The sequence below is a fragment of the Devosia sp. Z6_126 genome (assembly GCF_058133495.1).
This window is the reverse complement of sequence record NZ_JBYUNO010000001.1, coordinates 1,073,587-1,098,287: the sequence shown is the minus strand read 5'-3', so window position 1 is coordinate 1,098,287 and position 24,701 is coordinate 1,073,587. Positions and strand designations below refer to the sequence as shown.

The following is a 24,701-nucleotide window of genomic DNA, read 5'->3' as shown; positions in this document are numbered from 1 at the left end:
CCATGGCTATCGTCATTCAGAATATCACCCGCCCGTCGGCTAAAACTGTTGCGGGACTGGCTGCTGCGGGGGTTGCAACAGTGCACGAGGCCCAGGGCCGCAAGGGTATGCTCGCCAGCTATATGCGCCCAATCTATTCTGGTGCTCAGATTGCCGGATCCGCGGTTACAATCTCGGCGCCTCCGGGCGACAACTGGATGCTGCATGTGGCCATTGAGCAGCTTAAGAGCGGCGATCTACTGGTGCTCGCGCCTACTTCTCCATGCGACAACGGCTATTTTGGCGATCTTCTTGCCACATCAGCGATGGCGCGTGGCTGTTGCGGCCTGATCATCGACGCCGGCGTGCGCGACATACGCGATTTGACGCGCATGGGCTTTCCAGTTTGGTCTAAGGCGATCTCTGCCCAAGGTACGGTCAAGGAAAGTCCGGGTTCGGTAAACGTGCCGGTTGTGTGCGCGGGTGCGTATATAGAAGCCGGCGATGTTGTGGTCGCCGATGATGATGGTGTCGTCGTCGTCCGCCGCGAAGAAGCCGACGCGGTGCTCGCTGCTGCCAACAAGCGCTTGGTCAACGAGGATAGCAAGCGCCAGCGCCTGGCCGCCGGTGAACTGGGGCTCGACATCTACGGCATGCGAGACAGCCTCGCTGGCAAAGGGCTTAAATATGTCTGAGGAGGGTATTCCATGCCTTTGGATGCGAGGCGGCACCTCTAAGGGGGCATACTTCCTTGCTTCGGACCTGCCCCGCGACCCCGCAGCCCGCGACGGACTGCTCCTGCGCATTATGGGCAGTCCAGATCCGCGCCAGATCGATGGCATCGGTGGGGCGGACCCGTTGACCTCCAAAGTGGCCGTCCTCTCGCCATCGAGCCGTCCTGACGCTGACGTCGACTACCTGTTTCTGCAAGTGTTCGTTGACCAGGCTGTAGTATCGGATGCACAGGGATGCGGGAATATTCTTGCAGCTGTCGGCCCTGCAGCGATCGAGCGGGGTTTGGTCACCGTCTCGGGGGATATGACCCGAGTGCGTATCCACATGCTCAATTCTGGCGAAATTGCTGTCGCCAATATAGCCACACCTGCAGGCCGGGTTGCCTACCGGGGCGCAGCAACGATCGACGGGGTCCCCGGCTCGCACGCCGCCGTACCGCTAATGTTCCAGAACATCGCCGGCTCGATGTGCGGAGACCTTCTCCCCACCGGCCGACCTCTCGATGTCGTTGAAGGAACCGAGTGCACGCTCATCGACAACGGCATGCCATGCGTGATCATGCGAGCGGCAGACTTCGGGCTGACGGGCACAGAAACCCGCCAAGAGCTCGAGTCCAATACGTTACTCAAGGCAAGGCTGGAGGCTATCCGCTTAGCGGCGGGTCCCTTGATGAACCTCGGCGACGTCAAAGAGGCGTCGGTTCCGAAGATGACCCTTGTTTCAGCACCGGCGGCGGGTGGGGCGATCAATACTCGTAGCCTTATCCCACACCGGGTTCATGCTGGCATAGGCGTGTTTGCAGCAGTGACAGTCGCCACTTCCTGCCTGCTGGAGGGGAGTGTATCCCGGCCTCTAGCGACAACTCCTGCAGACGGCCGTTTCCAAGTAGAACACCCGACTGGCGCCGTTGAAGTCTTCCTGGAGATGGGCGCCGGCAACGTCGTTCTTGGAGCTGGCAATATACGCACGGCCCGTAAACTATTTGATGGCCTAGTTTTTCCGCGCGAAAATCAAATAGAGCAACTATCAAGAGAAATTTGAGTATCCACAATGATGCTTTGCCTTCTCTGCCAGAGCTTAGCAGAATGGGAACTAACGCCCTCAAGAGACCGCCGACCTTGTTAGCGCCTGCTGCAGACTTGCGGTTCCAGAGTCCCTCCAACGAGCGGCGGAAGTCGGTCAGCGACGGTGTACCGCACGGCGTGAAGAGAAGGAGCCGACTGAAATGCTGTTGGAAGTGTAACTTACTGCAGGTCGCCTTGTAGGAGCATTGTTGCGGCCCCGATTGCGGTGGTTTTGGAGGCCTGCTCGGGGGCCACAGAGCTGCAGTGAACGCTGCCTGCAGACCTATTGAGAGAGCTTAATCTCGTCCGAGCCGCATCCAGCAGAGGGCTGCCCGCTTCGGCCAGTCTCCCCCCGAGCACAAAGGCAGGCGGATCAATCGAGCGCGATAGACTGGCCATTAGCGTGCCAAGAATGAGCCCGGTTTCCTCCACCACCCGGGATACGGCGTGGTCACCCTGCTTGAGTCGGCTGAGCAGTTGCCGGAAGTCGATGGTGCCACAGACGGGCTCCACTCGAGCCAATAGTGCAGGTAGTGAGACATATTTCTCGTAACAGCCGCGTCCACCGCACCGGCAGAAGTCCCCCTCCGGGTCGTAGGGCATATGGCCAAAATTACCCGCCCTGCCGGTCGAACCGCGCCAGACGGCACCATTGAGAACCAGCGCGCCGCCGACGCCACGATCAAGGTGGATATAGGCAAAGCTCTTGCCGTGCTGTTGATTGCTCACTGCAATCTCGAACATTGCCGCGCAATTTGAGTCATTTTCCACAACGACAGGGACGCCCAGCATACCGGCGATTTCATCGGCGAAACCCGCGCCCTGCCATTGGGGAGTGCGGACGGAATAACCGATTTCCTGGGTGACGGGGTGCACGGGGGCAGGTAAGGCGATGCCGACGCCGCAGAGGCGCGACCGGCTTCGACCCGCGTTCTCGATCGTCTCATGGCAGGCATCGACCAACAGCGCCAACCGGGCCTGCCGGTCTGGGGGATAGCTCGTATCGAAGCTCCCGTGATGCAATACTTCGCGGGCAACATTGGTCAGTACCGCCTCGATCCCATTGGAACGCAGGTGCAGCCCTAGGTATAGCTCGCTTTCCAAACGAATATGTAGCGGCGTTCCGGCACGACCCCGCCCGCCCTTCTGCAAAGCCAGACCGAAATCCTCTACAATCCCGCCCTCGCGCAGCCGAGCCACCACCCGCGAAATCGTCGCCTTCCCCAGACCGCTCTTGCGGGCAAGATCCGAGGCGGTCTGGGCGCCCTGAACGCGGAGAAGACGCAAGATCAGCTGCTCGTTCTTGCTCAGTTCATAATGTTTCATTTGGATCACAATATAGATTGACTGTGCTTCTGTGCTGCTGTTTGGTTCCATATGGAACTAAAAGTGACGGTTAAGATCGCAGAACACTATGGCGCAGGCAAGCGCGCGCTGGGCACTCGGTGAGGTATACGGGCGCTCGGGCGGAGGACGCTACCGCTTCTGGCAACATGGCGTGCAGCGGCTCAAGGAGGATACATGGCCGTCGAGCCACAGGAACAGTCGAGCATCCGGGTCAAACTGGCGGCGCGGCAACCATGGTCGATCCAGCGCTTGGCAACGGCCGATTGGTCCAGCGCCGTATTCGCCCTGGTGGCCGTGGTGGCGATCGTCGGGTTCTTTCATCCGAATTTTCTGGCGCCCGGCCAGCTGGTCAACGTCGTCCAAAGTTCGGTCTATGCGGCCCTGATCGCCGCCGGCCTAGTTTTTCTTATCCCTCAGAACGAAATCGATCTATCCGTGGGTGGCAACTACATCCTCACGGGCATCGTCGCAGCCCTGTTGATGCGGGCCGGGCTAAACCCCTGGCTGGCGGTGGGCGTATCGCTTTTGGTGGCCATGCTCGTCGGCCTGATCAACGCCTTTACCAGCCAGGTTATCGGCATTCCGTCTTTGATCGGCACCCTGGCCATGGGCTGGATGTTGCGCGGCTTGGCGCTGGCCCTCGCCAACGGTACCCAGGTGACTGGCCTGCCCATGTCAGACCCGCTGTTTGAGGTTTTAGGCGGCGGCAAGTTAGCCGGAATTCCCGTCTCGGTGCTTTTCCTGGTCGCGGCCTGCATTGTCCTCACGGTGGTGATGCGCAGCACGCCCTTCGGCTACCGTTTGCGCCAGATCGGCTCCAATGAGGACGCGGCCGCCTTTTCCGGCATTCCCATCCGCACCACCAAGACCATAGGCTTCGTCCTTGCCGCGCTGATGGCGGGCATCGCGGGCATCATTGCCCTTACATTTTTCACCGTTGGCGACCCGCAAAGCGGCGGCGGCATTGAGTTGTTCGCCGTCGCCGGCGCGGTGATCGGCGGTACGCCGCTGGCGGGCGGCAAGGCCACGGTCTTTGGCGCGATGATTGGGGCAATCCTGCTGACCGCGGTGTCTATCGGCCTCGTCTATTTCCAGATCCCGGCGACCTGGGCCCAGTTCGCGACTGGGGCCGTCATCCTAGGCGCGGTGTCGGTGGACGGCCTGGTTCAACGGCAACGACGGCGCGCTATCGCACGCTAGTAACCAGTACGACACGAAGCATCGCGGTCTGCCGGCATAAGATCTGGCGGCCGTCACATCTGGTAAGGAAAGGGAGGAGTTGGAATGACATACAATCAAGTCTCAAGGAGCATCACGAGGGCCTCGGCTGGGCGAGCCACCATCATGGCGGGGAGCCTGGCTCTGGCGATGGCCACCAGCGGAGCAGTGCTCGCTCAGGACAAGCAGGTTGAACTCGGCTTCGTCTATTGGGAAACCAAGACCGATGCCTTCGTTCAGATGGCTAATGGCGGCCGGGCGGTTGGCCGGCTCGATCCCGTAATCAACGTATTGACGGCTGCTCCGGACACGGGTGATCCGCAGCGGCAGTCGGCTCTGTTCGGCCCAATCGCACAGACCCAGGTTGACGGCATCGTGCTGCAGAGCCTGGTCCCCGGGCCGGTCACGCGACCGGCGACGGACGCGGTCAGTTCCGGCATCCCCATGGTGGCCATCGATGCGCCGCCACCTGATGGGTCCGGCATTGGCCTATTCATCACGGCCGATAATGTGGGCATTGGCGCCCAACTTGCCGAGAAGGTGCTCGCGCTCGTACCGGCGGACGCCAAGGGTACTGTAATTATTGGTAATACCGGCGTGGGTGTGCCTCCGCTCGACATGCGCGCCCAAGGCATGATCGACAAGATCACGGAACTGCGGCCAGATCTGACGATCGTAGGACCGATTGCGACCAATGGCGTGAGTGCCTCCTCAGCCGAGGTCTATGCGGCCTGGCAGGGGTTGCTGAACAACAATCCGGATGCCGTGGCGGTGCTTGCGCCCAGCGCGCAGGATGCGACGGCATGGGGTCTACTTGCTCAGCGCGCCGATTTCGACCTGCCCTCGGGTGGATTCGATCTTGAGGCCGGCAACCTGCAGGCGGTCCAGAGTGGTGCGGTAGACTATATCATGTCGCCGGGACACTGGCTCAGCGGCTATATCGCCACCCGCGCACTGGCCAATGCAGCACTGAGCGGAGAAGACCTGATCCAGGGGCTCCTGCTGGTGCCGGGCGAATTGGTGAGCGCCGAGAACGTCGACGAGATCATTGCCCGTCAGAAGAGCGAAGCCAGCGTCGCCGCCGCTCTGGCACCCGTCGGCAATGACATCCTTGCCAATACGGACAAGTACATCGTGGGTCCGTGGCCGCCGCAATGATCCTCGGAGACAGTTGAACATGATTGCGCTTGAGGCAAAAGGCATCCGCAAGACCTATGGGGGCGTCGTCGCTCTCCATGGGGCCGACTTCTCCGTCAAGCCGGGCAGCGTTCATGCTCTGCTTGGGGAGAACGGTGCCGGCAAATCGACACTGGTCAAGATCATGACCGGTGCCATCCGTCCCGACGCGGGTACCTTGCACCTCAACGGAAGCGCAGTGAAGTTCACCAGCACGGCCGACGCCGTATCAAGCGGCGTCGCCGTGGTTGCGCAGGAACTCAGTCTGTTCCCGCATCTCGACATTCTCAGCAATCTTTTCCCGATGCGCGAACCCTGTCGGGGCCCCTTCATAGATCGTGCGAAGATGCGTGACCTGGCGATTCCGGTTCTTGATGAATTGGGGTTCGAGCGCCCAATTCATACCCTGGTCGCCGACCTTTCGCTCGCCGAAAGGCAGCTGGTCGAAATCGGCAAGGCGCTCGTCTCCAAGCCCCGGGTCGTGTTGCTCGACGAGCCGACCTCGGCACTGGAAACCGGGGCAAGTGATAGGCTGCTCCAGGTGCTTCGTGTTCTGCGCGAGCGTCACGTCGCGGTGGTTTATGTGTCCCACATCCTCGAAGAGGTGATGAACCTGTGTGACGAGGTGACCATCCTGCGTGACGGTCACGTCATTCTGGCCGGTGGGAAGCTCGTCGACCTGACTATTGACACTATCGTCGCCACGATGCTTGGCCGCGATAAGATGGAAACGGCAGGCAAGGAGGCAACACCCAAGGCCAGCCCCCCCGCTCACAGTGCTGTGCCAAGAAACGGCGCGCCGCACAATGCGCCAGCGCTTGTCGTTTCCGACCTGACCACGCGGGGTGGTCTGAAGAATGTTAGTTTTCGGGTCACGGCGGGAGAGATTGTCGGCCTGGCAGGACTGGCCGGTTCGGGTCCAGAACAGATATTGGCGACAATTGCCGGGCTCACCCAGATCACCAGCGGTGACATAAAGCTGCCAGGCGGGCACCCGAAGCCGCAGTCCTTCCGGCAGGCCATTGATCGTGGCGTTGCCTATGTCTCGGGCGATAGGCGCAAGCTGGGCCTGATGCTCGACAAGCCGATCTGGGAGAATGTTGTCCAGGTCCAGTCGATCGGCATGGCCCGCGACGGACTGCTCCTGAATAGCAGATTGCTCCAGGACCGTGCCGCCGCCTTGGCACGCGAGCTTGGGGTGCGGACTTCGTCTGTTCATCTGAGCGCTGGGTCGCTGTCGGGCGGGAACCAGCAGAAGGTGGTCCTGGCCAAGTGGATGGATTCTCATCCAACCATCTTGCTGCTCGACGACCCGACGCGGGGGGTCGATATCGGCGCGCGCCAGGAGATAAACGCTCTGCTGCGCGCAGCAGCCTCACGGGGGACAATCTCCCTCTATCTTTCTACCGACCTCGAAGAATTGGCCCAAGGGTGCGACCGCGTCCTCGTCTTCTACCGCGGTGCGATTTGCGGCGAGCTGTCGGGGCCCGACCTGACTGCACCTGCCTTGCTCGAACTAATGAATGCCGGGTCTCGCAATAGGCGAACGGCATAGGGCGCGGGTACGCGCCCTGCCGAGATCGAGCCTTGCCGAACATTGGTGCTGTCGCCACACAACAACAAGATAGATTGCGGAGCCTGAGCCATGCCCGACCCCAATTCTCCTGATAACGAAAAGGGAATATTTGTCCTCCCGCCTGCGGATGTAGCCCACATCACCAATCGACAAATGGATATTGCCTACGCGAATGCGAGCGCTTTCCAGAAGCTAGATCTCTACCTGCCCGACGGCAGCGCGCCGACGGGCGGCTGGCCGCTGATCGTATTCGTCCACGGCGGCGCGTGGATGATGTGCGACAAGTCAGATGTCCAAGTGTCAGCGCCCCTGACTTTGCGCGACCATGGCTTTGCGATCGCTTCCATCAACTACCGACTTTCAGGCGAAGCTTTCTTCCCGGCGCAGATCTACGACGTCAAGGCAGCCATTCGGCATTTGCGGGCAAACGCCGGTCCCTATCGTCTGGACCGATCATTCTTTGCCATTTGGGGCTGCTCCGCAGGTGGTCACCTAGCGGCTCTTGCCGCGATGACTAACGGCGTTCCCCTGTTTGACGACCTCTCGATGGGCAACGACGCCACGTCCTCCGCTACCCAGGCGCTGGTGAGCTTTTACGGGCCGACCAAACTGGATGATATGGACCTTTACCTGCACCAGACCTGCGCCGGCGAGCCTGACCATGACGAGGCGCAGAGCCCCGAAGGCAGGCTGTTGGGCGGGGCGCCGTCGGCGGTGCCGGGAATGGTCATTGCCGCGAATCCAGAGACTTGGGTCACCGCCCATTGTCCGCCGAGTTTTTTGCTCCATGCGCCGGGCGACCCCATTGTGCCGGTCCAGCATTCAGTCATGCTGGCCCACCGGATTTCAAGGATTGCGGGCAAGGAGCAAATCCAGCTCCGGCTGGTCGAAAATGCTGGTCACGCCACCCCCGAATTCGATGCTCCCGAGCTGTTAACGCAGGTATCAGTGTTCCTCCAAAAGGCACGCGGCGTAAGTGGCGATTGAGCTGCAGCAGCACCGGCAGTTAAGGCAGAGATGACAGGATCGACATTGTCGCCTCGTTCGGACCGGCCTGGAGATTAGGCTCTCGATCGCGGGCTTGCTACGTGTCTCATGGAGGAATTCAGCCGATGTCGGGTCCTTGTGGGGGTAAAACGATGATAAATGCGGTGCACTGGGAACAGATCGCTGGAACCCACAACCGGCAAGGTAGGGATCGGCAAGGGGGCGGCGGAGGTGTGCGAGAGGCTCAGAGCGCTTCTTGCCGAAACCGAGTTATCGGGGGACCGGCGCCTGCCACCCGAGCGAGAGCTAGCCGAAGCCCTCGGTGTAGGGCGGTCCGCCTTGCGCAAAGGCCTTGCCGTGCTGCAGGCCGAGGGTCACATCTGGCGCCAGGTTGGCAAGGGCACCTTTTGGGGCAGCCGCCCCTTCGACAACTTCGCGGATGTGTCGGCGATGGCGAAGCGCAGCAACCCGATCGAGGTAATGGGCGCCCGCAGCGTGTTTGAACCTGAAATCGCCCGGGCCGCCGCGCTTAATGCGACGCCAGCGCAAGTTGCCGAGATGCGCAACTGCATTGCCCGCACCCTTGAGGCCGCGTCGTGGCGACAATACGAGTTATGGGACAATCGCCTGCATCGCTTGATCGGCGAGTCGACTCAAAACAGTCTGCTACTTGGGCTTCTCGATACGCTCAATGCCGTGCGACGCGAAGTAACCTGGGGCCGATTGCGGGGCCCAGACCGCCCCGCCCGCGATCACCACAGCTTTGTAGAGCATCAGCAACTCGTCGACGCCATCGCCGATCGCGATACCAGCCGCGCTGCTGCCGTCATGCGCCAACACCTGCAAAGCGTGGAGCGCAACTTGCGCAACTCGTGATGGCGCCAAAGCTCAGGCGCCCCGCCACGCTATCATCACTCTGGATCGGCCCGAGCAGGAGCACGCTCCAACGCATGGTCGCGCTACCCACGTCTTAGCTTTCCAGAAAGCTGCCATCGTCGACAGACCATACTAACGGCAAAGTCGGGGTGGGTAGCGGACTGGCAGATTCCGGGGGCCACGTTTCAGAAGCTGCCGCTCTATGAGAAGGCCCGGCATACTCGGGCCTTGTGAGACGTGCGCTAGCACAGGCGGAAGTCTCTGCTCTGCACTCCATTTTTGTCCCTGCTTGGAAAAGCCCTGCTCGTCAGCTTGGTCTTGTCCTCGGTTTCTTGACAGGTGCCTTTTTCCGGGAGGCGGCGGCGTTGGCAGGCCTTTATGTTCTGTTCCTCGGCTTTGCATTCTACGGGCCCCCTCTTGGCAGGGGAACCCGATGCAGGTGGGGTTTTTCATCAACCATCTCACATTCATGGCCGGCTTGCTGTTCGCCGCCGTGCATGGACCGGGCAGGACGCTGACCCTCGCTTCGCCGGCGTCATGGCGCGCATGGTCAGCTCACGACACGGATAGTCGTTCATCAGGCAAGAGGAGGGCATAATGCTCAGACGCACTTTCCTGTCACTGTCGGCGGCGCTGGTACAGCTCATTGCTGTGCCCACACGAGCCCAATACGCCGACCAGCCGCACAACGGGCGGCCAGGTCCTGGCAAATGGATGCTACTCCTCCGGGGGTTGCAGTTGCCGACGATACAGGATCCCCCATTCATGCAGCCCGGCGAGGACGGGCTCCAGGGAATGGCCCAGCGGGCTTAGTTCGTATTCGACCCTGGAAGGAACTTCGGCGAAGACGGTCCTGACGACGACTCCGTCCTGCTCCAACTCTCGCAGCTGCAGCGTCAGCATCCTCGGTGTCGATCCGGGGACCAGATGGTGAAGTGCGCCAAAGCGACGTCGTCCGCTCAGCAGTGCATAGAAAATCAGTGGCTTCCACACCCCGCCCACAACGGAAAGGGTTGCCTCTATCGGGCATCCCGTTCTCTGCTCAGACCGCTTCCAGCGCATCGCATTACTTTCAAGAATGGTACTCGCAGCCAAACTTGTGCGTACTTGTTCGTGCCCGCCGCATCACACAGTTTGCCGACACAGCGGCCAGAGATGGCGGAAATCGGGAGTGCTGCCATATGAGCTTAACCGACGAGAACAAGGCGTTCATCCAGGAAATGATCAGTTCAAAGAGGCGCCTCGAGGACTACCCCGATCGTTTCGACGATGACCTGATCATGCATGAACCAGCGTCCCTGCCCTTCGGGGGGACATATCGGGGATTAGGTGAGTTTCAGAAGTTCTATCCCGCGGTGCGGGCGTTCTATGACTTCGAGCGCTTTGAGCTGCTTGGAGTGTACGGTGATGGGGATATCGTGTTCGCCACCATTCGCGCAGGTCTGGTCGGTTCTGCCGGGACAATCCATTTGGCCGAGCAGTTTCTGTTTGCTGGAAGCAAGCTGGTGGAGGTTCGCTTGCACATTTGCGACGACGGTGCCGCAGCCAAGCGCCTGCGGCGATGAGAGCGGCATTCCGGCTCGGCTCCGGACCGCCCCTTTGGGTGGGTAGGAGACTGTCCGGTTTGGGAGCCAGATGAAGTTAGTCTGACGTTCCGCAGAGGCCTTAAATACCCTCGCGATTAAAATCAAAATTGGGCTCTTCCACGGTCAGGGGACCGGCAAATGCCTGACAAAACCCAGCATCGTTTAGGTTGATGGCGAGAGACATTCGCTCCCAAATATCTAGCCAATGACCTCTGACGATCCAGTGAGTGGTGCCAGGAGGGAAACCCGTTGCGTGCGCTAAACCGACATTAAGCTTCACATCCGCTGGGCGGGCGTTGCGTAGAAGCTCGAGGTTCTCGCTGGTTACCAAGGGGCAAACCTCGGCTGAGACGTCTGGAAGAAGGCCATGCCCGCGCTTAACCGCCACCGTTGTCAGATGTTGGCTGAGCTCATCATACAGGTCTGCCTCTGAACCTGAGGCAGACATCATGGTTGCTGGACAGAGAACAAATGCTAGTAGGGCGATTTTCTGTTTCGAGTTGCGCGTCATCTTGGCCTGTTCGAAAGTCCGCTTCTCTCCACCGTAGAGCCTTTCTGGAATGGTAGGAATGGGGTCGTTAGCGGCCGGCATATAGCTGGTTTTCGGGTTCGGCGGCTTCTGCGTCGCTGCTTCCTTACGGAATCTCGGAGGGAACGAGCATTTTCCGGATCAGCGACCCGACCGGTCGGTCGGATGAGCTTTTTTCGGAGCTCGTAGAGTTCATGACCGCGGCGTGATCGCCTCCGGCTGGATGACTGGTGAACCATCAAGCGGCGGCAGCTTGATCCTCTCCACCGCCTCCCGTGCCGCGATCATCTCCGGTCCTTCGGAATAGTGACCGAGCGTCATCCCCTTGCGGGTATGGCCCACGATCGCCGCGATCAGTGGCTCCGGCGATCCGCTACGCTCGGCCTTGGTGATGAACCAGCGCCGGAAGGAGTGGAAGTTCACGCGGGACCGCCGCTTGCCGGCCACCATGTCATCGACCCCCAGAGAGCGCCTATAGGTGGTGAAATGCTTGCTGGCGCGGAAGCTCCGCTCCACCTTGGGCTTGTCGGGATCCCGCGGATATTCCGGAAAGAGGTCGTCTCCCCGCCCCTTGCCTTTGGTCCGGCGCGCTACGATTTCCATCAGATCCGAATGGATCGGCACGTAGCGTTCGCCCTTTTCGCGCTTCTGCGGTTTGAAGCGGAACGCCTTGTTGTCGATGACGTCCCCCGCTTTAAGGTCGACCACGGCATCGAGGCGCGCGCCGGTGAGCGCACCCATCATCATCACGTCGCGCAATGCCTGCTTGCATTTGCCCGTCAGCAGCGTGACGACCTCCTGCTCGGTGAACGGGCGCTCCAACTCGTTGTTCTTGGCCGTGGGCATATAGACCACCGCCTCCTTCCAAGGATTGGCGGTGATCTGCCGCAAGGATTTCAGGTAGTCGAAATAGAGTTTGAGCCGGGACACGTACTTCTTGATCGTACGCGCCGCCATGCCATGTTCGTTCTCCAGGTGCGCAACGAAATCGGCTACCACGTACTCGTCGACCTTGGCCGCGTCGTCGCCCAATCCTTGGCGGATGCAGAAGGCCGCCAGCATCCGGAGTGCCCGGTCATGGTCGTCTGCGGTGCGCGGGGAAACCCTGAGGCGCTTCTCCTTGTAGGCGGCGTCGGCATTGGCGATGGGAAGGCCGCCGTTCATTGCCACGTTGACGAAATCGTCCGCCAGGCGCTCACGGTGGGGATCGTAGACCGGAATGCGCGTTCCGGCATCGCCGGCCTCGCCTGTACGAACCATCCATGGCGAGACCTCCCGATAGCCCACAGGCTTGCCCAGGATGCCTTGGACCGTGTCCTCGATGATAGGGCGCGCAAGGCTGCCGCGTTCTTCGGGACCGTAGTCGGACAGCGTCTTCGCCAATTCCGCAGCCTGCTGCAGGACGGCTTGCCGGTCGGCGCGACCCGCTCCGAAGGTCTGGCGCTCGAAAGCGAGGATTTCCTCCTTGAGGTCTTTGACGACCGCCCACTTCGTCTCGTTTGCGACAGCCAGGCTGTCGGTGCCGAGCTGGCGCTTGAGCTTGGTCGTTCCCATGGCCTTACGCAGGGCCTTGGGTACCGTCATGACGACGCGGTACTTGCCGTGATGGAGTTCCAGAAATCGCTTGTCGCCTGCGGCGGTGCGGGCCATGATAATGCCTCTCGCGTACCCCTGTACGTACCCCAATAGGGTACCCGCAAGCGTCCGGAAAACGGGCATCTAGTTAAAGAACAACTAGGAAAATCCTTGCCTCGAGCGCGCCCGCTCAGCTCCACCATTTTCCGGCGACGCATGAAAGCCCTGCAACTTCAGGGAGTAGCGGCCCCGCAAAATCAGTCGCGTACCCCAACACGTACCCCATTTGCGTACCCCGTAGAATTAGCCCCAGTATCCATTTTCAGCACCAGGGACTGTGGCCCTTCCGGGTCGCTCATTTCCTGCGCTGATCGGCCGGCGCAAGATGCCTCTCGACCGAAATGTCCGGCAGTCGCCGGGAGCTCGCGCTAGGCCACAATCCTTGCCCTGCGGTAAGCATGCCCGGCTCGGCAAGCGCTTCATGCATCAGTTCAGGGTCGAGAGCAGGTGGGGAGACATGCTTCTGCTCCTTGGCTGACCCCAAAACAGCAAATTGGTCCGGTGCCACCTATGGGATCAGGCGATCAGCGCGCAACTGGGTGAACAGGTCATAAAAGGCCTGATCGGTTGGCTGATAGCGGGTAAAGCCCAAACTGCGGCTCTTGCCCATGTCGGTGACGACCTCGATCGGGCGCCCCAAATCAGCGTCGGTATGCCAGGGTGAAGCCAGGCGCGAAAGCTCCGGCTCGACCAAGCCGTGGCGCTCGGCAAGCTGCTTCCAGATGGGGGCGTCGCCTTGCATCTGCTGCTCCAGCGTCAACACTGTGCCGTCGAACGGCGCGGGCTCTAGGCCGAACCACTCAGCAATCCGAGCCCACATCCAGCTCCACCGGAACACGTCACCATTGACAATGTTGAACGCCTGATTGGCGGCGGCCGGGGTGGTTGCGGCCCACAGCAGCTGGTGCGCGAGCTGGCGCGCATCCGTCATGTCCGTCAGTCCGTTCCATTGCGCCGCTGATCCCGGGAAGCGGAAAGGACGTCCGAGTTCGCGGTAGAGCGAGGCGTAAACAGCCAGGGTCGTTCCCATGTTCATGGCATTACCGACAGCTTTGCCGATGACGGTATGCGGGCGATGAACGCTCCAGGTGAAGCCGTCGCGCGCGGCGGCGGCAAACACTTCATCTTCCTGTGCATAATAAAAATTAGCGACGTCCAGCCTGCCTTGATCTTCCCGGAACGGGGTTTGTGGCAGCACACCTTTGCCATACGACTCAAAAGGGCCAAGATAGTGCTTGAGCCCGGTGACGAGCGCCACATGGCGGGTACTGTTGCTTGACCGCAATCCGTCCAGCAGATTGCGCACCATGGCTGAATTGACGCGGATATTCTCCGCCTCGCTGTCTTGGCGCAGCCACGTGGTGATGAAAACCGCATCCACTTTGAGGTCTTTCAAGGTTGCCGCCGTCCCTCCGGCGTCCTGCAGATCCGCAGTAACGGGTGTAACCCCCGCCTGTGCAAGGGGACGCCGGGCCAGCCCGTAGACTGTCCAACCCTCCGAAACCAGCAGAGCGGTTGTCGCGCTTCCCACGATACCGCTTGCGCCAACCACCAATGCCGTTTTGGCCATAATCTTCTCCATCATGAAAGGTCGAATTCAGGTCGGGTGCAACTCCCCAGCACAAGCAATGGCGGTGCGAAGTGACCTTCGCACCCCTCTTTCTTCAAGCTGCGCTAGCGGATTGGTCGGTTAAGCCGTTGCTGTCCCAAGGAGCGGAACAAGGAACGCGATCAGCCAGGCGACCGAAATGCTCCGCTGTCAACTGCTGGTATCGCCGGTGCTTGTCCAAACCCACACGGCAAGGTTGGGGTTCCGAACTTCCTACGCTGTCCCAAAGGTGGCGGACCGCATTCTGCGCCGTTCGGCCGAGCAGCAGACCCGGCATGAAGTCCATCCAGGCTGGCTCAGCTTTAGCCATCGATTAGGCTCCGCAAACCGCCTTTGATACCCAGTTAGGCCGACGCATTCCGCCGGCGTGATCGCCTGCGGCACCGTGGTTATGCAAGCACGGGGGCAAACTCTGGTTGGCACAAGCCTGCCCAGCGCTATATGCACCAGAGCTGGACATAGCCGCAGGAATGCCGAACTAAGAATTAGGGCGTGGTGCCAACGAAGTTTTCCTGCCGGCTCGATGCAAAGCAAGCCTTGGCTCGACTCTGAGGTGCCGAGTCGCCAATCTACGCCCTGATTACCAGGATACCCAGTGAACCTTCATCTACATCCCATTCCCGCTCCAACGGCGACTGACAACGCACCGCCCCTTATCGCGCTGCGGGACGTCGAAAAGACCTATCCGGCGCGCTCCGGCGGGGGCGCCGTCAGTGCCTTGGAAGCCATTACGCTTGATGTTCCCAAAGGCTCCATCTTGGGCGTTATCGGGCGCTCGGGGGCCGGCAAATCGACATTGATCCGGCTGGTCAATGGGCTCGAACGGCCAAGCAGTGGCCGGGTCGTGGTGGATGGTGTCGAGATTTCCGCCCTGCCCGAACATGCCCTGCGCGAGCAGCGCCGCTCCATCGGCATGATCTTCCAGCATTTCAACCTGCTGGCGCGCCGCACCGCCTATGACAATATTGCGCTGCCCCTCGAGATTGCTGGCCTCCCCTCATCCCAGATCAAGGCGCGGATCACGCCCCTGCTCGACCTTGTCGGGCTGGCCGACAAGGCGCAGCGCTATCCCGCCGAACTGTCGGGCGGCCAAAAGCAGCGCGTCGGCATTGCCCGCGCCCTCGCCACCAACCCCAAAGTGCTGCTGTCCGACGAAGCGACCTCGGCGCTCGACCCCGAAACCACCGAACAAATCCTGGCGCTGCTGCGCCGCGTCAATGCCGAACTGTCCCTGACCGTGCTGCTGATCACCCATGAAATGTCGGTCATCAAGTCTGTCACGGACCGAGTGGCGGTGATCGATGGCGGCCGGATCGTGGAGGAAAGGTCGACCTTTGACCTCTTTACCCGGCCAAGGCACCCAACAACGCGCAACTTTGTCGCCAGTCTCACGGGCACCGAACTGCCGGCCCATCTCGCTAGCAAGCTGGCCTCAGATCCCGCGGGCGCGTCGCAGGCGCTGGTGCGCCTGACCTTTACCGGTGGCGACGCGGCACAGCCCTTTCTGTCCGTATTGACCCGGCAACTCGATCTGGATCTGGGGATCATCCAGGCCAAGGTCGATCACATCGCGGGGCAACCCTTTGGCACCTTGATCGTGGGAGTCCCGGCCGTTCCCACCCAGGTCGCGGCGCTGAGCGAGGCGGCGCAAAAGCTGGGTCTGGATGTGGAGGTGCTTGGCTATGTGGCCTGAAGTGTTTTCCCCCCAGATCCTCAAGCTGCTGTTGTCCTCGATTCGCCAGACCCTTTACATGGTCGGCGTGGCGGGGCTGATCGGCACGCTGATCGGCCTGCCGCTCGGGGTGTTTCTCGCCACCAGCCGGCGTGGCGAACTCTTTGCCGCCCCCGCGATCAACAACGCGATCGGCCTTGTGGTCAATGCGGCCCGTTCCACCCCGTTCATCATCCTCGTGGTCGCTATCGTTCCCCTGACACGGCTGATTGCCGGCACCTCCATCGGCACCAGCGCCGCCATCGTGCCGCTGACCATTGCTGCCGCGCCCTTTATTGCCCGCGTCATCGAAGCGGCCATTCGCGGCGTGGACCAAGGCTTGATCGAGGCCGCCCGCGCCATGGGCGCGACCCCGCTTCAGATCGTGCAAAAGGTGCTGCTGCCCGAGGCGCTGCCCGCCATTGTTTCGGCCCTGACGCTGACGGTGGTCAGCCTGATCGGCTACTCGGCCATGGTCGGGGCTGTGGGGGGTGGCGGCCTCGGGGATCTCGGCATTCGCTTTGGCTACCAGCGCTTCATGCCCGACGTCATGCTCGTCGTGGTGCTGGTGCTCATCGTTCTCGTCCAGGGCGTGCAAAGCCTTGGCGACTTCCTCGCGCGCCGCCTCGACAAGCGCGCCCGCTTCTGACTTTCAACAAGGATGCCTCTATGACCAAGACCTTCCTGCCTGCCCTGGCGCTTGCCCTGACGCTTGCAGCTGCGCCAGCCTTTGCCGAAACCTACAAGATCGGCGTCACGCCGGGGCCGCACGCCCAGATCCTCGAAGCAGTTCAGGAAGTGCTGGCTCCCAAGGGCATTGAACTCGAGATCACCGAGTTCTCCGACTACGTCGTGCCCAACGAGGCCCTGGCCTCGGGTGAACTGGATGCCAATTCGTTCCAGCACCAGCCCTATCTGGACAACCAGATCAAGGATCGGGGCTACGACATCGTCTCGGTCGCCACCACCGTGAACTTCCCCATCGGCATCTATTCCGAAAAGATCGACTCCATCGAGGATTTGCCCGAAGGCGGCTCGATCGCCATTCCCAACGATCCCACCAATGGCGGCCGCGTGCTGCTGCTGCTGCAGGAAAACGGGGTGATCAAGCTCAAGGACGGCGTCGGTACCGCAGCAAGCGTCGCTGACATCGTCGACAATCCCAAGAACCTCGAAATCCTCGAGATCGACGCCGCCCAACTGCCCCGGACCCTGCCCGACGTCGATGCGGCCGGCATCAACACCAACTATGCCGAACAGGCCGGGCTTGATCCAGTGAACGGCGCCATCCTGCGCGAAAGCCCCAAGGGCCCTTACGTCAACATCATTGCTGTCCGCAGCGAGGACAAGGACGCCGAATGGGTCAAGGCGCTGGTTGAAGCCTACCACTCCGATGAGATTAAAGAGTTCGTCGACACCACCTTCAACGGCGCCGTCCTGGCGAGCTGGTAAGCCGAACAAAGGGCTGTCGCCGGGCTTGCTCGGCGACGGCCTCTTCCCCTTGCGACCAAGCCGGGGTCCATGGCAGGGGTGCGTAGCGCCCCTTAACAGCCGCCGCACCCGGCATCCGGATCCCGTTCATGAACGAAGTCTTCTCCCAACTCGGCGTCTCCATTTTCGAGACCATGTCGCGCCTAGCGGCCGAGCATGACGCGATCAATCTCGGGCAAGGCTTTCCCGAAGACCTGGAGCCGCGCGAGGTGGTCGAGGCCGCCGCCCAGGCCATGCTGGCCGGCCCGCACCAATACCCGCCCATGCGGGGGCTCCCGGCGCTGCGCCAGGCCGTGGCCGAGAACGCTCAGCGCCACTTCGGGCTCGAGGTAGATTGGCAAACCGAGGTGATCGTCACTTCAGGCGCCACCGAGGCCCTCGCCGCCGCCTTTCTTGCGCTGCTCAACCCGGGTGACGAAGTGATCCTCCTGGAGCCGGCCTATGACTCCTACCGCCCGCTGGTGCAGCGCGCCGGCGCCAATGTGGTGCCGGTCACCCTCGAAGCGCCGCACTGGACCTTGCCGCGCGAGGCGCTTGAAGCCGCCATAACCGCCAAAACCCGCGCCATTGTGCTCAACACGCCGATGAACCCGACTGGCCACCTCATGGGGCTCGATGACCTCCAATTCATCAGCGAGCTGATCAACCGGCACGATTTGGTTGCGATCTGTGACGAGGTCTACGAGCACCTGACCTTTGATGGCCGCCCGCACATTCCCCTGATGAGCCTGCCCGAGGCCCGTGCGCGTTGCGTGCGCATCGGCTCGGCCGGCAAGTCGTTTTCCGTCACCGGCTGGAAGGTCGGCTATGTCACCGCCGATGCTCGCCTGCTCGGCCCCATTGCCAACGCCCATCAATACCTGACCTTCACCACCCCGCCCGCTTTGCAAACAGCCGTCGCATACGGCCTGCGATTGGACGCCGACTATTTCGACGGATTGCGTAGCAAGCTGCAGCAGCGGCGCGACCTGATGGCAGGATCGCTCCGGCAAGCCGGTTTCAGCGTGCTGGATGCTCAGGGCACCTATTTCCTCAACATCGATATTTCGGCCTATGATCCCGCCAGGGACGATGCCGCCTTTGCGCAACGGCTGGTGCGGGAAGCCGGCGTTGCCGCCATCCCGCTATCCGCCTTTCGCGGCGACGGCCGCTCCAGCGGCCTCTTGCGCCTGTGCTTTGCCAAGACGCCGCAAACCATCCTCGCCGGCGTCGATCGCCTGCGTGATTGGCGCGCAAACAAGAACTGACCGACACCCCGGGGTGGCTGGTCCAAGCAAGCCAGTCCGCCTGCGTATCTGGGGCCGTTCCGGTCCAGGCCCGAAATCCCGGCAGAATGAGATCGGCTCGTCAAAACCGGCCAGGAGGGTGACCTTGCTTGCCCGCAAACTCGTCGTCTCCCCAGTCTCGGGGAGGACTGCTGCCAAGCTCGTCCCCTCTGTGACCGGCGCTCTCATCAACCATGGGAACAAACCCAGCGGCCAAGGCAAGCACGGTCCCCCATGGCGTCAAGACCTCGACGTTGTCGCGAGGCAGGCTTTGGGTGTCGCCGTAGCCCAGAAAAGACCAGGATTTCATTCCGGCACCCCAGATCAGGAACGGCTGCCCCTCGAGGGTTATCATTGTTCCTTGCGGCAGTGACGCAGCCGGCGCCCTGCGTGTAAGCTTTTGCCGCTTGGGCGAAACCCGTTCGGCATGGAGTTTGGCGTCCAGTTCCTTTGCGGTAGGCGGCTGGTCAAGGCCATGCCCCTTCGCCCAAGCTGCAAGGAAGCGCTTATAGTCTTTGTTGCGGCATTGCGCACAAGGTCGATGCCCGGCCGACAAGGCGGTCGCCTCATCCAGGAAAAAGAGCTCGGTATAGCTGTCGGGGGCCATCAGCTGACGGCGCCGAGTGCCAAAGCAAAGCACACAGGTGACCCAATTGGGGTGACGCCATCGTGCAGTCCCGAGTTCCCTGCCGTCCTTGTGCAGTATTCCACGGTTTCCCATCAAAGCACCCCTTGATGGATCATCGACGATTTCACCATAGGGCGTAACGCGGTTCTGAAGGGGCATGAGACTCCATGACCAATCGGCAGAGTTGAGGTCCTCGACGTCGGCCGCTAGCTCCGGAGGAGCTTGTGGACCTGCTCCATGGATACACTCAATGGAAAAACTCGTCTGCAGCGTCCGCCCGGCCGTTGCATTTTCACCCTAAGCCAATCGGGCAACGAGCCCGGCGTTGACGGCGAGCACATGGGGCGCGCACCTCGGCACGCACCCCTTCAGGAGCCTCAAAGAACTCCGCTCCCGCCACTCCGTCCAACTTCGGCTCGCCCGCCAACGATTAATGCCGAAGCTGAACCAGGCGTCCTGGGGTCTAGTGAGCGCCCACAGCCGCTTCTACTTCTGCCAGACTGTGTCCGGTCAGGTCCTTGTCGAGCTCGCCGAGCAGGATGGCTGACAGGGACTTGTGGTATCGCTTGCGGAACTCGCCCAGGGAACGGGGAGCCGCAACAATAACCATGTTTTTGGCGGCGCCACTCAGCGCCATGCCGTTGAGCACGTCGACAACGCCAGCGGAAAATCCGTCTTCTGCCTGCTGACCGTTGTCTGGGTTGGACGAGCTGCTTTGATGTCCACCTGAGCCGGAGCCGCTTGCATCCACGGACGCCTTTGGCTCGGCGGCCAGCTGCAGGCGGCCTTCATCTCCTGTGTTCCGGAACAGGTTCAGTTTTTCGCCGTCAGCAACGGCAACAATCGTGCCATGGGGCAACTGCATATTATTCTCCTTGGGGTCCCACACTAACAAGTGAAACTGCATCCCGTTCCTTGCCCGTAGTAACTGGCCGGCCTCGTTCGTCATCGATTGCATGAGCAGACCATCGCGGACAGCACAGTCATATCCGTGTTCAGATGGCTTTGCTAAGGCCGTCACCGAAAGGAGGAACATGCCATGAAAGTCGTTGCCAACATTGATTTCGACGGGAATTGCCGAGAAGCCTTCACCGCCTATGCGAGCATTCTTGGTGGCGAGATCCGCGCCATGATCAGTCACCGCGACATGCCCGAACTTGCGCCGGGCATCTCCGAGGACCGTCTTGACCGGATCGTGCATGCATGGATCGATATCGGCGATCAGGCTCTGATGGGCCAGGACATGCAGGATTTTTCAGGCCGCAGCGGCTACAGCGTCACCATTGCCGCCGATTCCGTCGAGCAAGCCCGCCGCATCTTTATGGCGCTGTCCGAGGGAGGAACGTCGCTCATGCCCTTCGAGCCGCAGCCATGGTCACCGGGCTTTGGCATGACGATGGATCGCTTTGGTGTCACCTGGGTCATCGACTCGCCGGCCGCAGACTGATCAGGCGCCCTGTACCCAGCCCCCTCGCAAGGGGCTAGGGAAGGCCAGCGAACTGAAACGGTTCGGCGGGCTGGAATTGATTGTTGGCCCTGTCCGAATAGATGTTCATCTCGTTGGGGCCCAGATCAAGCTTCATCACCTTACCACTGGCTGAAAGATCGAGCTTGGCTATATCGACCCAGAAGATATTGGGCGTCATTGCCGATTCAAAGAAGTAGCGCTTGCGCTTGTGGTCCGAAACCGTGCGCCAGCGCGTCGAGGAAATATTGGGCTGATCGGGCGTGCTGATGCCAAAGGGCACCGACACATTGCGGATCACGCTGAAGGCAGCCGCGATGGTTTGCACCGGATCGTCGGTCTTGGGAATGGCCTGCACGTAAAAGGAAGCGCGCGCGAAGCGGTCCGACGCCCGGTTCGTGCCGGGCAGAAACACGGTGCCGCCGATCTGCTCCCAATATTCCTCCATCGCCAGCTGCTTTTCGAAGATCGGTGAATTGGTCATCACCTGATAATCGCGGCTGTGGTGGATGACCTGCTTGCCACCGACATATTCGATGATCGCGCTGTCTCCACTGGCATCCGACAAGGCCAGGTGCAGGGTGGCCATCCTGTCGTCGCCCGGCACTTTGTCCGTCACGATGACAAAGGGCTCTTGCGCCAGCGCCTCGACCGCTAACTGCACCGACGCAAAATTGTCGAGCACATACTGCGTCCAGGCGGCGATAGTCAGGCCTGGCCGCGTGCCGTCATAATCGGGATAGGTGGATTCGGCCAGCCACAGCAGATTGGCAACGAGGCCCGCCTCGTTCATCCCGTCCGTAGTCGAGTTGTCATGGGCCGAAGCGACAACGCTGCCATAGCGGGAGGTCCACTGGATCGAATTGGGCCCTGCCTGGCCCGAGCGCTGCATTGCCTGCGGGAACGCCCAAAGATCGGTGGCGATATCGGTTTTCCAGTCCATGGAGCGTCCGGTCACGACCTGATCGTCTCCCCCCAGATAAACAAACCGCGTGCACATGCTGGCCTCCACACAGATGGAGCCGGTTCATTACGCCCGTGCCGTTTGACCACTCATAATCGCCGGCAAGCAAATCTACTCGATTGCCGGATACTTGCTTCCTTGATAGGCCCAAGCCGTCCGGCGGCTTCCCGGCATGGTTCCCTGTTGCGGACATCAGCACCTGTATCAGCAGTGTTGGTCCTGAATTGTTCACGTGAAACAGCAACAAGGTGACACGGGCAATCAACAAAATTACCGATAATATGTACGTTTTGTTCGTACATGGAGCCTACTGGGACAGCAGTCTCCGATTGGAAACGGCACCTCCCCTATAGGCGATGACCATGTCGACTGAGTTGAACGCTGAGCTGTCCGAAATTGCCGAAGCACAAAGGATGGCCAAGCTGGGCTTTTGGTCCTGGGAGCCTCACACCGGCAAGTTCTCCTGCTCGGAGGAGGTTTTTCACCTGCTGGGACGTGACCCCGCCACGTTCCAGGTCACGCTGCAAAGCAGTTTGGAGTGCATCCATCCCGATGACCGGGAGGCCGTCCGGGAGAACCTGCGGGCAACAATCGACAAACGGCAGCCGCACAGCACCCAGGCACGGGTTGTTCTGGGTGACGGTCAGTTCCTGCACTTGTGGTCCAGGACCCAACCTGTCCTGGGCACCAACGGAGAGGTCATCGAGGTCAAGGGGATCTGCCAGGACGTCACTGCCCGGGTGATCGCCGAGGCTGCCCTGCGCGAAAGCGAGGACCATTACCGCCATGCGATTGAACTGAGCCCGCAAATCCCCTGGACCGCCGACGTTGAAGGCAACCTGCTGGAAATCGGCCCCCGCTGGCCCAGACTCATTGGCATGACCCGCGAAGAAACGCTGGGGAAAGGCTGGTCCAGGGCACTTCACCCTGACGACGTGGACGCAGCGGTGGCATCCTGGCAGTCCGCAGTAACCTCAGGGCAACCGCTCGACATCGAGTATCGCGTCCGCCGCCGCGATGGCAACCACACCTGGATCCGCGTCCGGGCTGCCCCTCGGCGCGACTCGGAAGGTCACGTGGTGCGCTGGTATGGTACCGCCGAAGATGTCCAGGCCTACAAGGCTGCGGCCAGCGCACTCAAGGAGAGCGAAGCACGTCTCGCAGCATTGCTTGAAAGTACCGGCAACTGCGTGGTCGTTGTCGACGAGAACTGGCGCGTGACCTATCGCAACCAGCGGGCGCTCAATGCCACGGGTAAACCGGAAAACTTGCGGCTCGGCCAAACCCTGTGGAAGGCGCTTACGCTTGATCCCGACAGCGAGTTTCGCGAGCGCCTGCAAGCCGTAGCCGAGATCAGACAGCCGGCGGAATTCGAGACCTTCGTTCCAGGGCTCAATGTCTGGTTCGAGGTCTATGTCAGCCCCTATGGGGACGGGCTGTCGATATTCTTCCGGGACATCACCGAGGTGAGGACGGCGAGAGACAGGATCGCCCATCTCGCCCACCACGACGCCCTCACTGGATTGTCGAACCGGGCGCATTTCCTGCAGCGCCTCGACCGCGACCTTGATGCTGCTGTCCGCAACGGCGGAAGCGTGGCTGTGGTTTATCTTGATCTCGACGACTTCAAGGACATCAACGACACCCTTGGGCATGCCGCGGGCGACGCTCTGCTCACGACCGTCGCCAAACGGCTTGAAGCCGTTGTTCCGGGATGCGTGGCTCGTATTGGTGGGGACGAATTTGCCGTTCTGCAAACCGCCGATGTCAGCGAGACTACCCTGGCTGAGTTGACCTTGAGGATGCGGGACGTGCTGGCAGAGCCCGTTTCCTACCTGGGGGCCGAACTGTCATGCAAAGCCAGCTTCGGCATTGCAATGTATCCCCAGAGCGACCCGCAGCCGGCCGAGCTGATGAAGAACGCCGACATGGCTTTGTATGACGCGAAAAATTCCGGCGGCAACCGCCTGGCTTTTTTCAACCCAGCCGCCAGGCACCGGCTCCAACGGCGTGTGTCGGCGCTGTCATGCGCCCGAGACGCGCTTGAGCGCGACGCCGTCTTCCCTTTTTATCAACCCAAGGTTTCGCTGAGTACCGGCGAGTTGTGCGGGTTTGAAGCGCTGCTGCGCTGGAGTTCGCCCCGCCACGGCGTCCAGCCACCGGGCCTGATCAAGGAAGCCTTCGACGATCCGCTGCTTTCGGTCGCCTTGGGCAAGCGGATGCTGCACCGGGTCGTTGCCGATATGAAGCTTTGGCGGGATCAAGGCATCGATTTTGGCAGCGTCGCCATCAATGTTTCGGCCCAACAATTCTTCCGGATGGACCTGGCGACCACCATTCTGAAATCGCTCCAGACAGCTGGACTTCCGGCGAGTTTCTTTGAGATTGAAGTGACCGAAACGGTGTTCCTCGAGGACGACTCGGGGACCGTCGCTCGTTCCCTGCAGCGTCTGCAGGAAGGCGGCGTGAGCATTTCTCTGGACGATTTCGGCACCGGATACGCGTCCCTGACCCATCTCAACAAGTTCCCGGTGAGCTGGCTCAAGATCGACCAGTCCTTTGTCAAAAATCTCGGCGTGGATTCCAACGCAACGGCCATCGTCAAGGCAGTCATCGGCTTGGCCCATGCGCTTGGCATCAAGGTCGTTGCCGAAGGCGTGGAAACGACTGAGCACTGGGACATCCTGCGCACCAACAGCTGTGATGTTGCTCAGGGATATTTGTTGGCAAGGCCGATGGCCGCGGAGCGCGTGCCCTATTACGTCAGGCACTTAGCAAGCTCCATGGAACTCGAAGCAACCTACGACCGCTCGAGTGCAAGTTCCGCCTGACCCTGCGCGAGTTGCACATGGGGTGTGGC

Annotated in this window: 21 protein-coding genes and 2 pseudogenes; 15 read left to right on the top strand and 8 right to left on the bottom strand. The window is 61.1% G+C overall.

Annotated elements, in window-relative coordinates; all coding sequences use genetic code 11:
• Positions 1-2 precede the first annotated feature (2 nt).
• Both AC3YOG_RS05365 and AC3YOG_RS05360 read left to right on the top strand, forming a co-directional pair.
• Positions 3-674 (top strand): 4-carboxy-4-hydroxy-2-oxoadipate aldolase/oxaloacetate decarboxylase, encoded by a 672-nt coding sequence (locus AC3YOG_RS05365; RefSeq protein ID WP_489934348.1) that lies wholly within the window; start codon positions 3-5, stop codon positions 672-674.
• On the top strand, positions 667-1,755 hold the full coding sequence (locus AC3YOG_RS05360; RefSeq protein WP_489934347.1) for a 4-oxalomesaconate tautomerase: 1,089 nt from the start codon (positions 667-669) through the stop codon (positions 1,753-1,755). The genes AC3YOG_RS05365 and AC3YOG_RS05360 overlap by 8 nt, the downstream gene beginning before the upstream one ends.
• Before the next feature lie 203 nt (positions 1,756-1,958).
• Here AC3YOG_RS05360 and AC3YOG_RS05355 read toward each other — a convergent pair whose 3' ends face one another.
• On the bottom strand, positions 1,959-3,104 hold the full coding sequence (locus tag AC3YOG_RS05355; RefSeq protein WP_489934346.1) for an ROK family transcriptional regulator: 1,146 nt from the start codon (positions 3,102-3,104) through the stop codon (positions 1,959-1,961).
• 195 nt (positions 3,105-3,299) lie between these two features.
• Between AC3YOG_RS05355 and AC3YOG_RS05350 the strand changes: the two genes are divergently transcribed.
• From AC3YOG_RS05350 to AC3YOG_RS05325, 6 genes and pseudogenes are all read left to right on the top strand, one after another.
• Positions 3,300-4,325 (top strand): ABC transporter permease, encoded by a 1,026-nt coding sequence (locus AC3YOG_RS05350; RefSeq protein WP_489934345.1) that lies wholly within the window; start codon positions 3,300-3,302, stop codon positions 4,323-4,325.
• Between the two features lie 84 nt (positions 4,326-4,409).
• A complete protein-coding gene (locus tag AC3YOG_RS05345; protein WP_489934344.1) occupies positions 4,410-5,501 on the top strand; it encodes a sugar ABC transporter substrate-binding protein in 1,092 nt (363 codons plus the stop codon).
• A 19-nt stretch (positions 5,502-5,520) separates the two neighbouring features.
• Positions 5,521-7,074: a sugar ABC transporter ATP-binding protein gene (locus AC3YOG_RS05340; protein WP_489934343.1), complete on the top strand. Its 1,554-nt coding sequence runs from the start codon at positions 5,521-5,523 to the stop codon at positions 7,072-7,074.
• A 90-nt stretch (positions 7,075-7,164) separates the two neighbouring features.
• Positions 7,165-8,082, top strand: coding sequence for an alpha/beta fold hydrolase (locus AC3YOG_RS05335; protein ID WP_489934342.1), 918 nt, complete (start codon positions 7,165-7,167; stop codon positions 8,080-8,082).
• A gap of 159 nt (positions 8,083-8,241) precedes the next feature.
• Positions 8,242-8,958 carry a FadR/GntR family transcriptional regulator gene (locus tag AC3YOG_RS05330; RefSeq protein WP_489934341.1) on the top strand — a complete coding sequence of 239 codons (717 nt, stop codon included), beginning with the start codon at positions 8,242-8,244 and terminating at the stop codon, positions 8,956-8,958.
• 311 nt (positions 8,959-9,269) lie between these two features.
• Positions 9,270-9,556 (top strand): annotated as a pseudogene (locus AC3YOG_RS05325) (hypothetical protein); the annotation flags it as partial.
• A gap of 119 nt (positions 9,557-9,675) precedes the next feature.
• Here the strand turns inward: AC3YOG_RS05325 and AC3YOG_RS05320 are convergent.
• Positions 9,676-10,020 carry a winged helix-turn-helix transcriptional regulator gene (locus AC3YOG_RS05320; protein WP_127755232.1) on the bottom strand — a complete coding sequence of 115 codons (345 nt, stop codon included), beginning with the start codon at positions 10,018-10,020 and terminating at the stop codon, positions 9,676-9,678.
• Between the two features lie 119 nt (positions 10,021-10,139).
• On the opposite strand from AC3YOG_RS05320, the gene AC3YOG_RS05315 reads away from it, so the two are divergent.
• Positions 10,140-10,523 carry a nuclear transport factor 2 family protein gene (locus AC3YOG_RS05315; protein WP_127754465.1) on the top strand — a complete coding sequence of 128 codons (384 nt, stop codon included), beginning with the start codon at positions 10,140-10,142 and terminating at the stop codon, positions 10,521-10,523.
• 100 nt (positions 10,524-10,623) lie between these two features.
• Here AC3YOG_RS05315 and AC3YOG_RS05310 read toward each other — a convergent pair whose 3' ends face one another.
• The 3 genes from AC3YOG_RS05310 to AC3YOG_RS05300 form a co-directional block, all read right to left on the bottom strand.
• Complete coding sequence (locus tag AC3YOG_RS05310) at positions 10,624-11,136, bottom strand: hypothetical protein (RefSeq protein WP_489934340.1); 513 nt, start codon at positions 11,134-11,136, stop codon at positions 10,624-10,626.
• A 129-nt stretch (positions 11,137-11,265) separates the two neighbouring features.
• Positions 11,266-12,723 carry a tyrosine-type recombinase/integrase gene (locus AC3YOG_RS05305; protein ID WP_489934339.1) on the bottom strand — a complete coding sequence of 486 codons (1,458 nt, stop codon included), beginning with the start codon at positions 12,721-12,723 and terminating at the stop codon, positions 11,266-11,268.
• Positions 12,724-13,216: 493 nt separating this feature from the next.
• Entirely contained in the window at positions 13,217-14,278 is a 1,062-nt protein-coding gene (locus AC3YOG_RS05300; RefSeq protein ID WP_489934338.1) for an SDR family oxidoreductase, read from the bottom strand.
• A gap of 634 nt (positions 14,279-14,912) precedes the next feature.
• Here AC3YOG_RS05300 and AC3YOG_RS05295 point away from each other — a divergent pair.
• The 4 genes from AC3YOG_RS05295 (at position 14,913) to AC3YOG_RS05280 (ending at position 18,766) form a co-directional block, all read left to right on the top strand.
• Positions 14,913-16,010 carry a methionine ABC transporter ATP-binding protein gene (locus AC3YOG_RS05295; protein ID WP_489934337.1) on the top strand — a complete coding sequence of 366 codons (1,098 nt, stop codon included), beginning with the start codon at positions 14,913-14,915 and terminating at the stop codon, positions 16,008-16,010.
• Positions 16,000-16,677: a methionine ABC transporter permease gene (locus AC3YOG_RS05290; protein WP_489934554.1), complete on the top strand. Its 678-nt coding sequence runs from the start codon at positions 16,000-16,002 to the stop codon at positions 16,675-16,677. The genes AC3YOG_RS05295 and AC3YOG_RS05290 overlap by 11 nt, the downstream gene beginning before the upstream one ends.
• 20 nt (positions 16,678-16,697) lie before the next feature.
• On the top strand, positions 16,698-17,480 hold the full coding sequence (locus tag AC3YOG_RS05285; protein WP_489934336.1) for a MetQ/NlpA family ABC transporter substrate-binding protein: 783 nt from the start codon (positions 16,698-16,700) through the stop codon (positions 17,478-17,480).
• A 128-nt stretch (positions 17,481-17,608) separates the two neighbouring features.
• On the top strand, positions 17,609-18,766 hold the full coding sequence (locus AC3YOG_RS05280; protein ID WP_489934335.1) for an aminotransferase: 1,158 nt from the start codon (positions 17,609-17,611) through the stop codon (positions 18,764-18,766).
• Between the two features lie 100 nt (positions 18,767-18,866).
• On the opposite strand, the gene AC3YOG_RS05275 is transcribed toward AC3YOG_RS05280, so the two are convergent.
• Together AC3YOG_RS05275 and AC3YOG_RS05270 are read right to left on the bottom strand one after the other, a co-directional pair.
• On the bottom strand, positions 18,867-19,571 hold the full coding sequence (locus AC3YOG_RS05275) for a hypothetical protein (RefSeq protein WP_489934334.1): 705 nt from the start codon (positions 19,569-19,571) through the stop codon (positions 18,867-18,869).
• A 304-nt stretch (positions 19,572-19,875) separates the two neighbouring features.
• Positions 19,876-20,448 (bottom strand): baeRF12 domain-containing protein, encoded by a 573-nt coding sequence (locus AC3YOG_RS05270; protein WP_489934333.1) that lies wholly within the window; start codon positions 20,446-20,448, stop codon positions 19,876-19,878.
• A 3-nt stretch (positions 20,449-20,451) separates the two neighbouring features.
• On the opposite strand from AC3YOG_RS05270, the gene AC3YOG_RS05265 reads away from it, so the two are divergent.
• Complete coding sequence (locus AC3YOG_RS05265) at positions 20,452-20,859, top strand: VOC family protein (protein ID WP_489934332.1); 408 nt, start codon at positions 20,452-20,454, stop codon at positions 20,857-20,859.
• Positions 20,860-20,893: 34 nt separating this feature from the next.
• Here the strand turns inward: AC3YOG_RS05265 and AC3YOG_RS05260 are convergent.
• Positions 20,894-21,883, bottom strand: a pseudogene (locus AC3YOG_RS05260) (linear amide C-N hydrolase); the annotation flags it as partial.
• A 371-nt stretch (positions 21,884-22,254) separates the two neighbouring features.
• Here AC3YOG_RS05260 and AC3YOG_RS05255 point away from each other — a divergent pair.
• Positions 22,255-24,672 (top strand): sensor domain-containing protein, encoded by a 2,418-nt coding sequence (locus tag AC3YOG_RS05255; RefSeq protein WP_489934331.1) that lies wholly within the window; start codon positions 22,255-22,257, stop codon positions 24,670-24,672.
• The last annotated feature ends 29 nt before the right edge of the window (positions 24,673-24,701 follow it).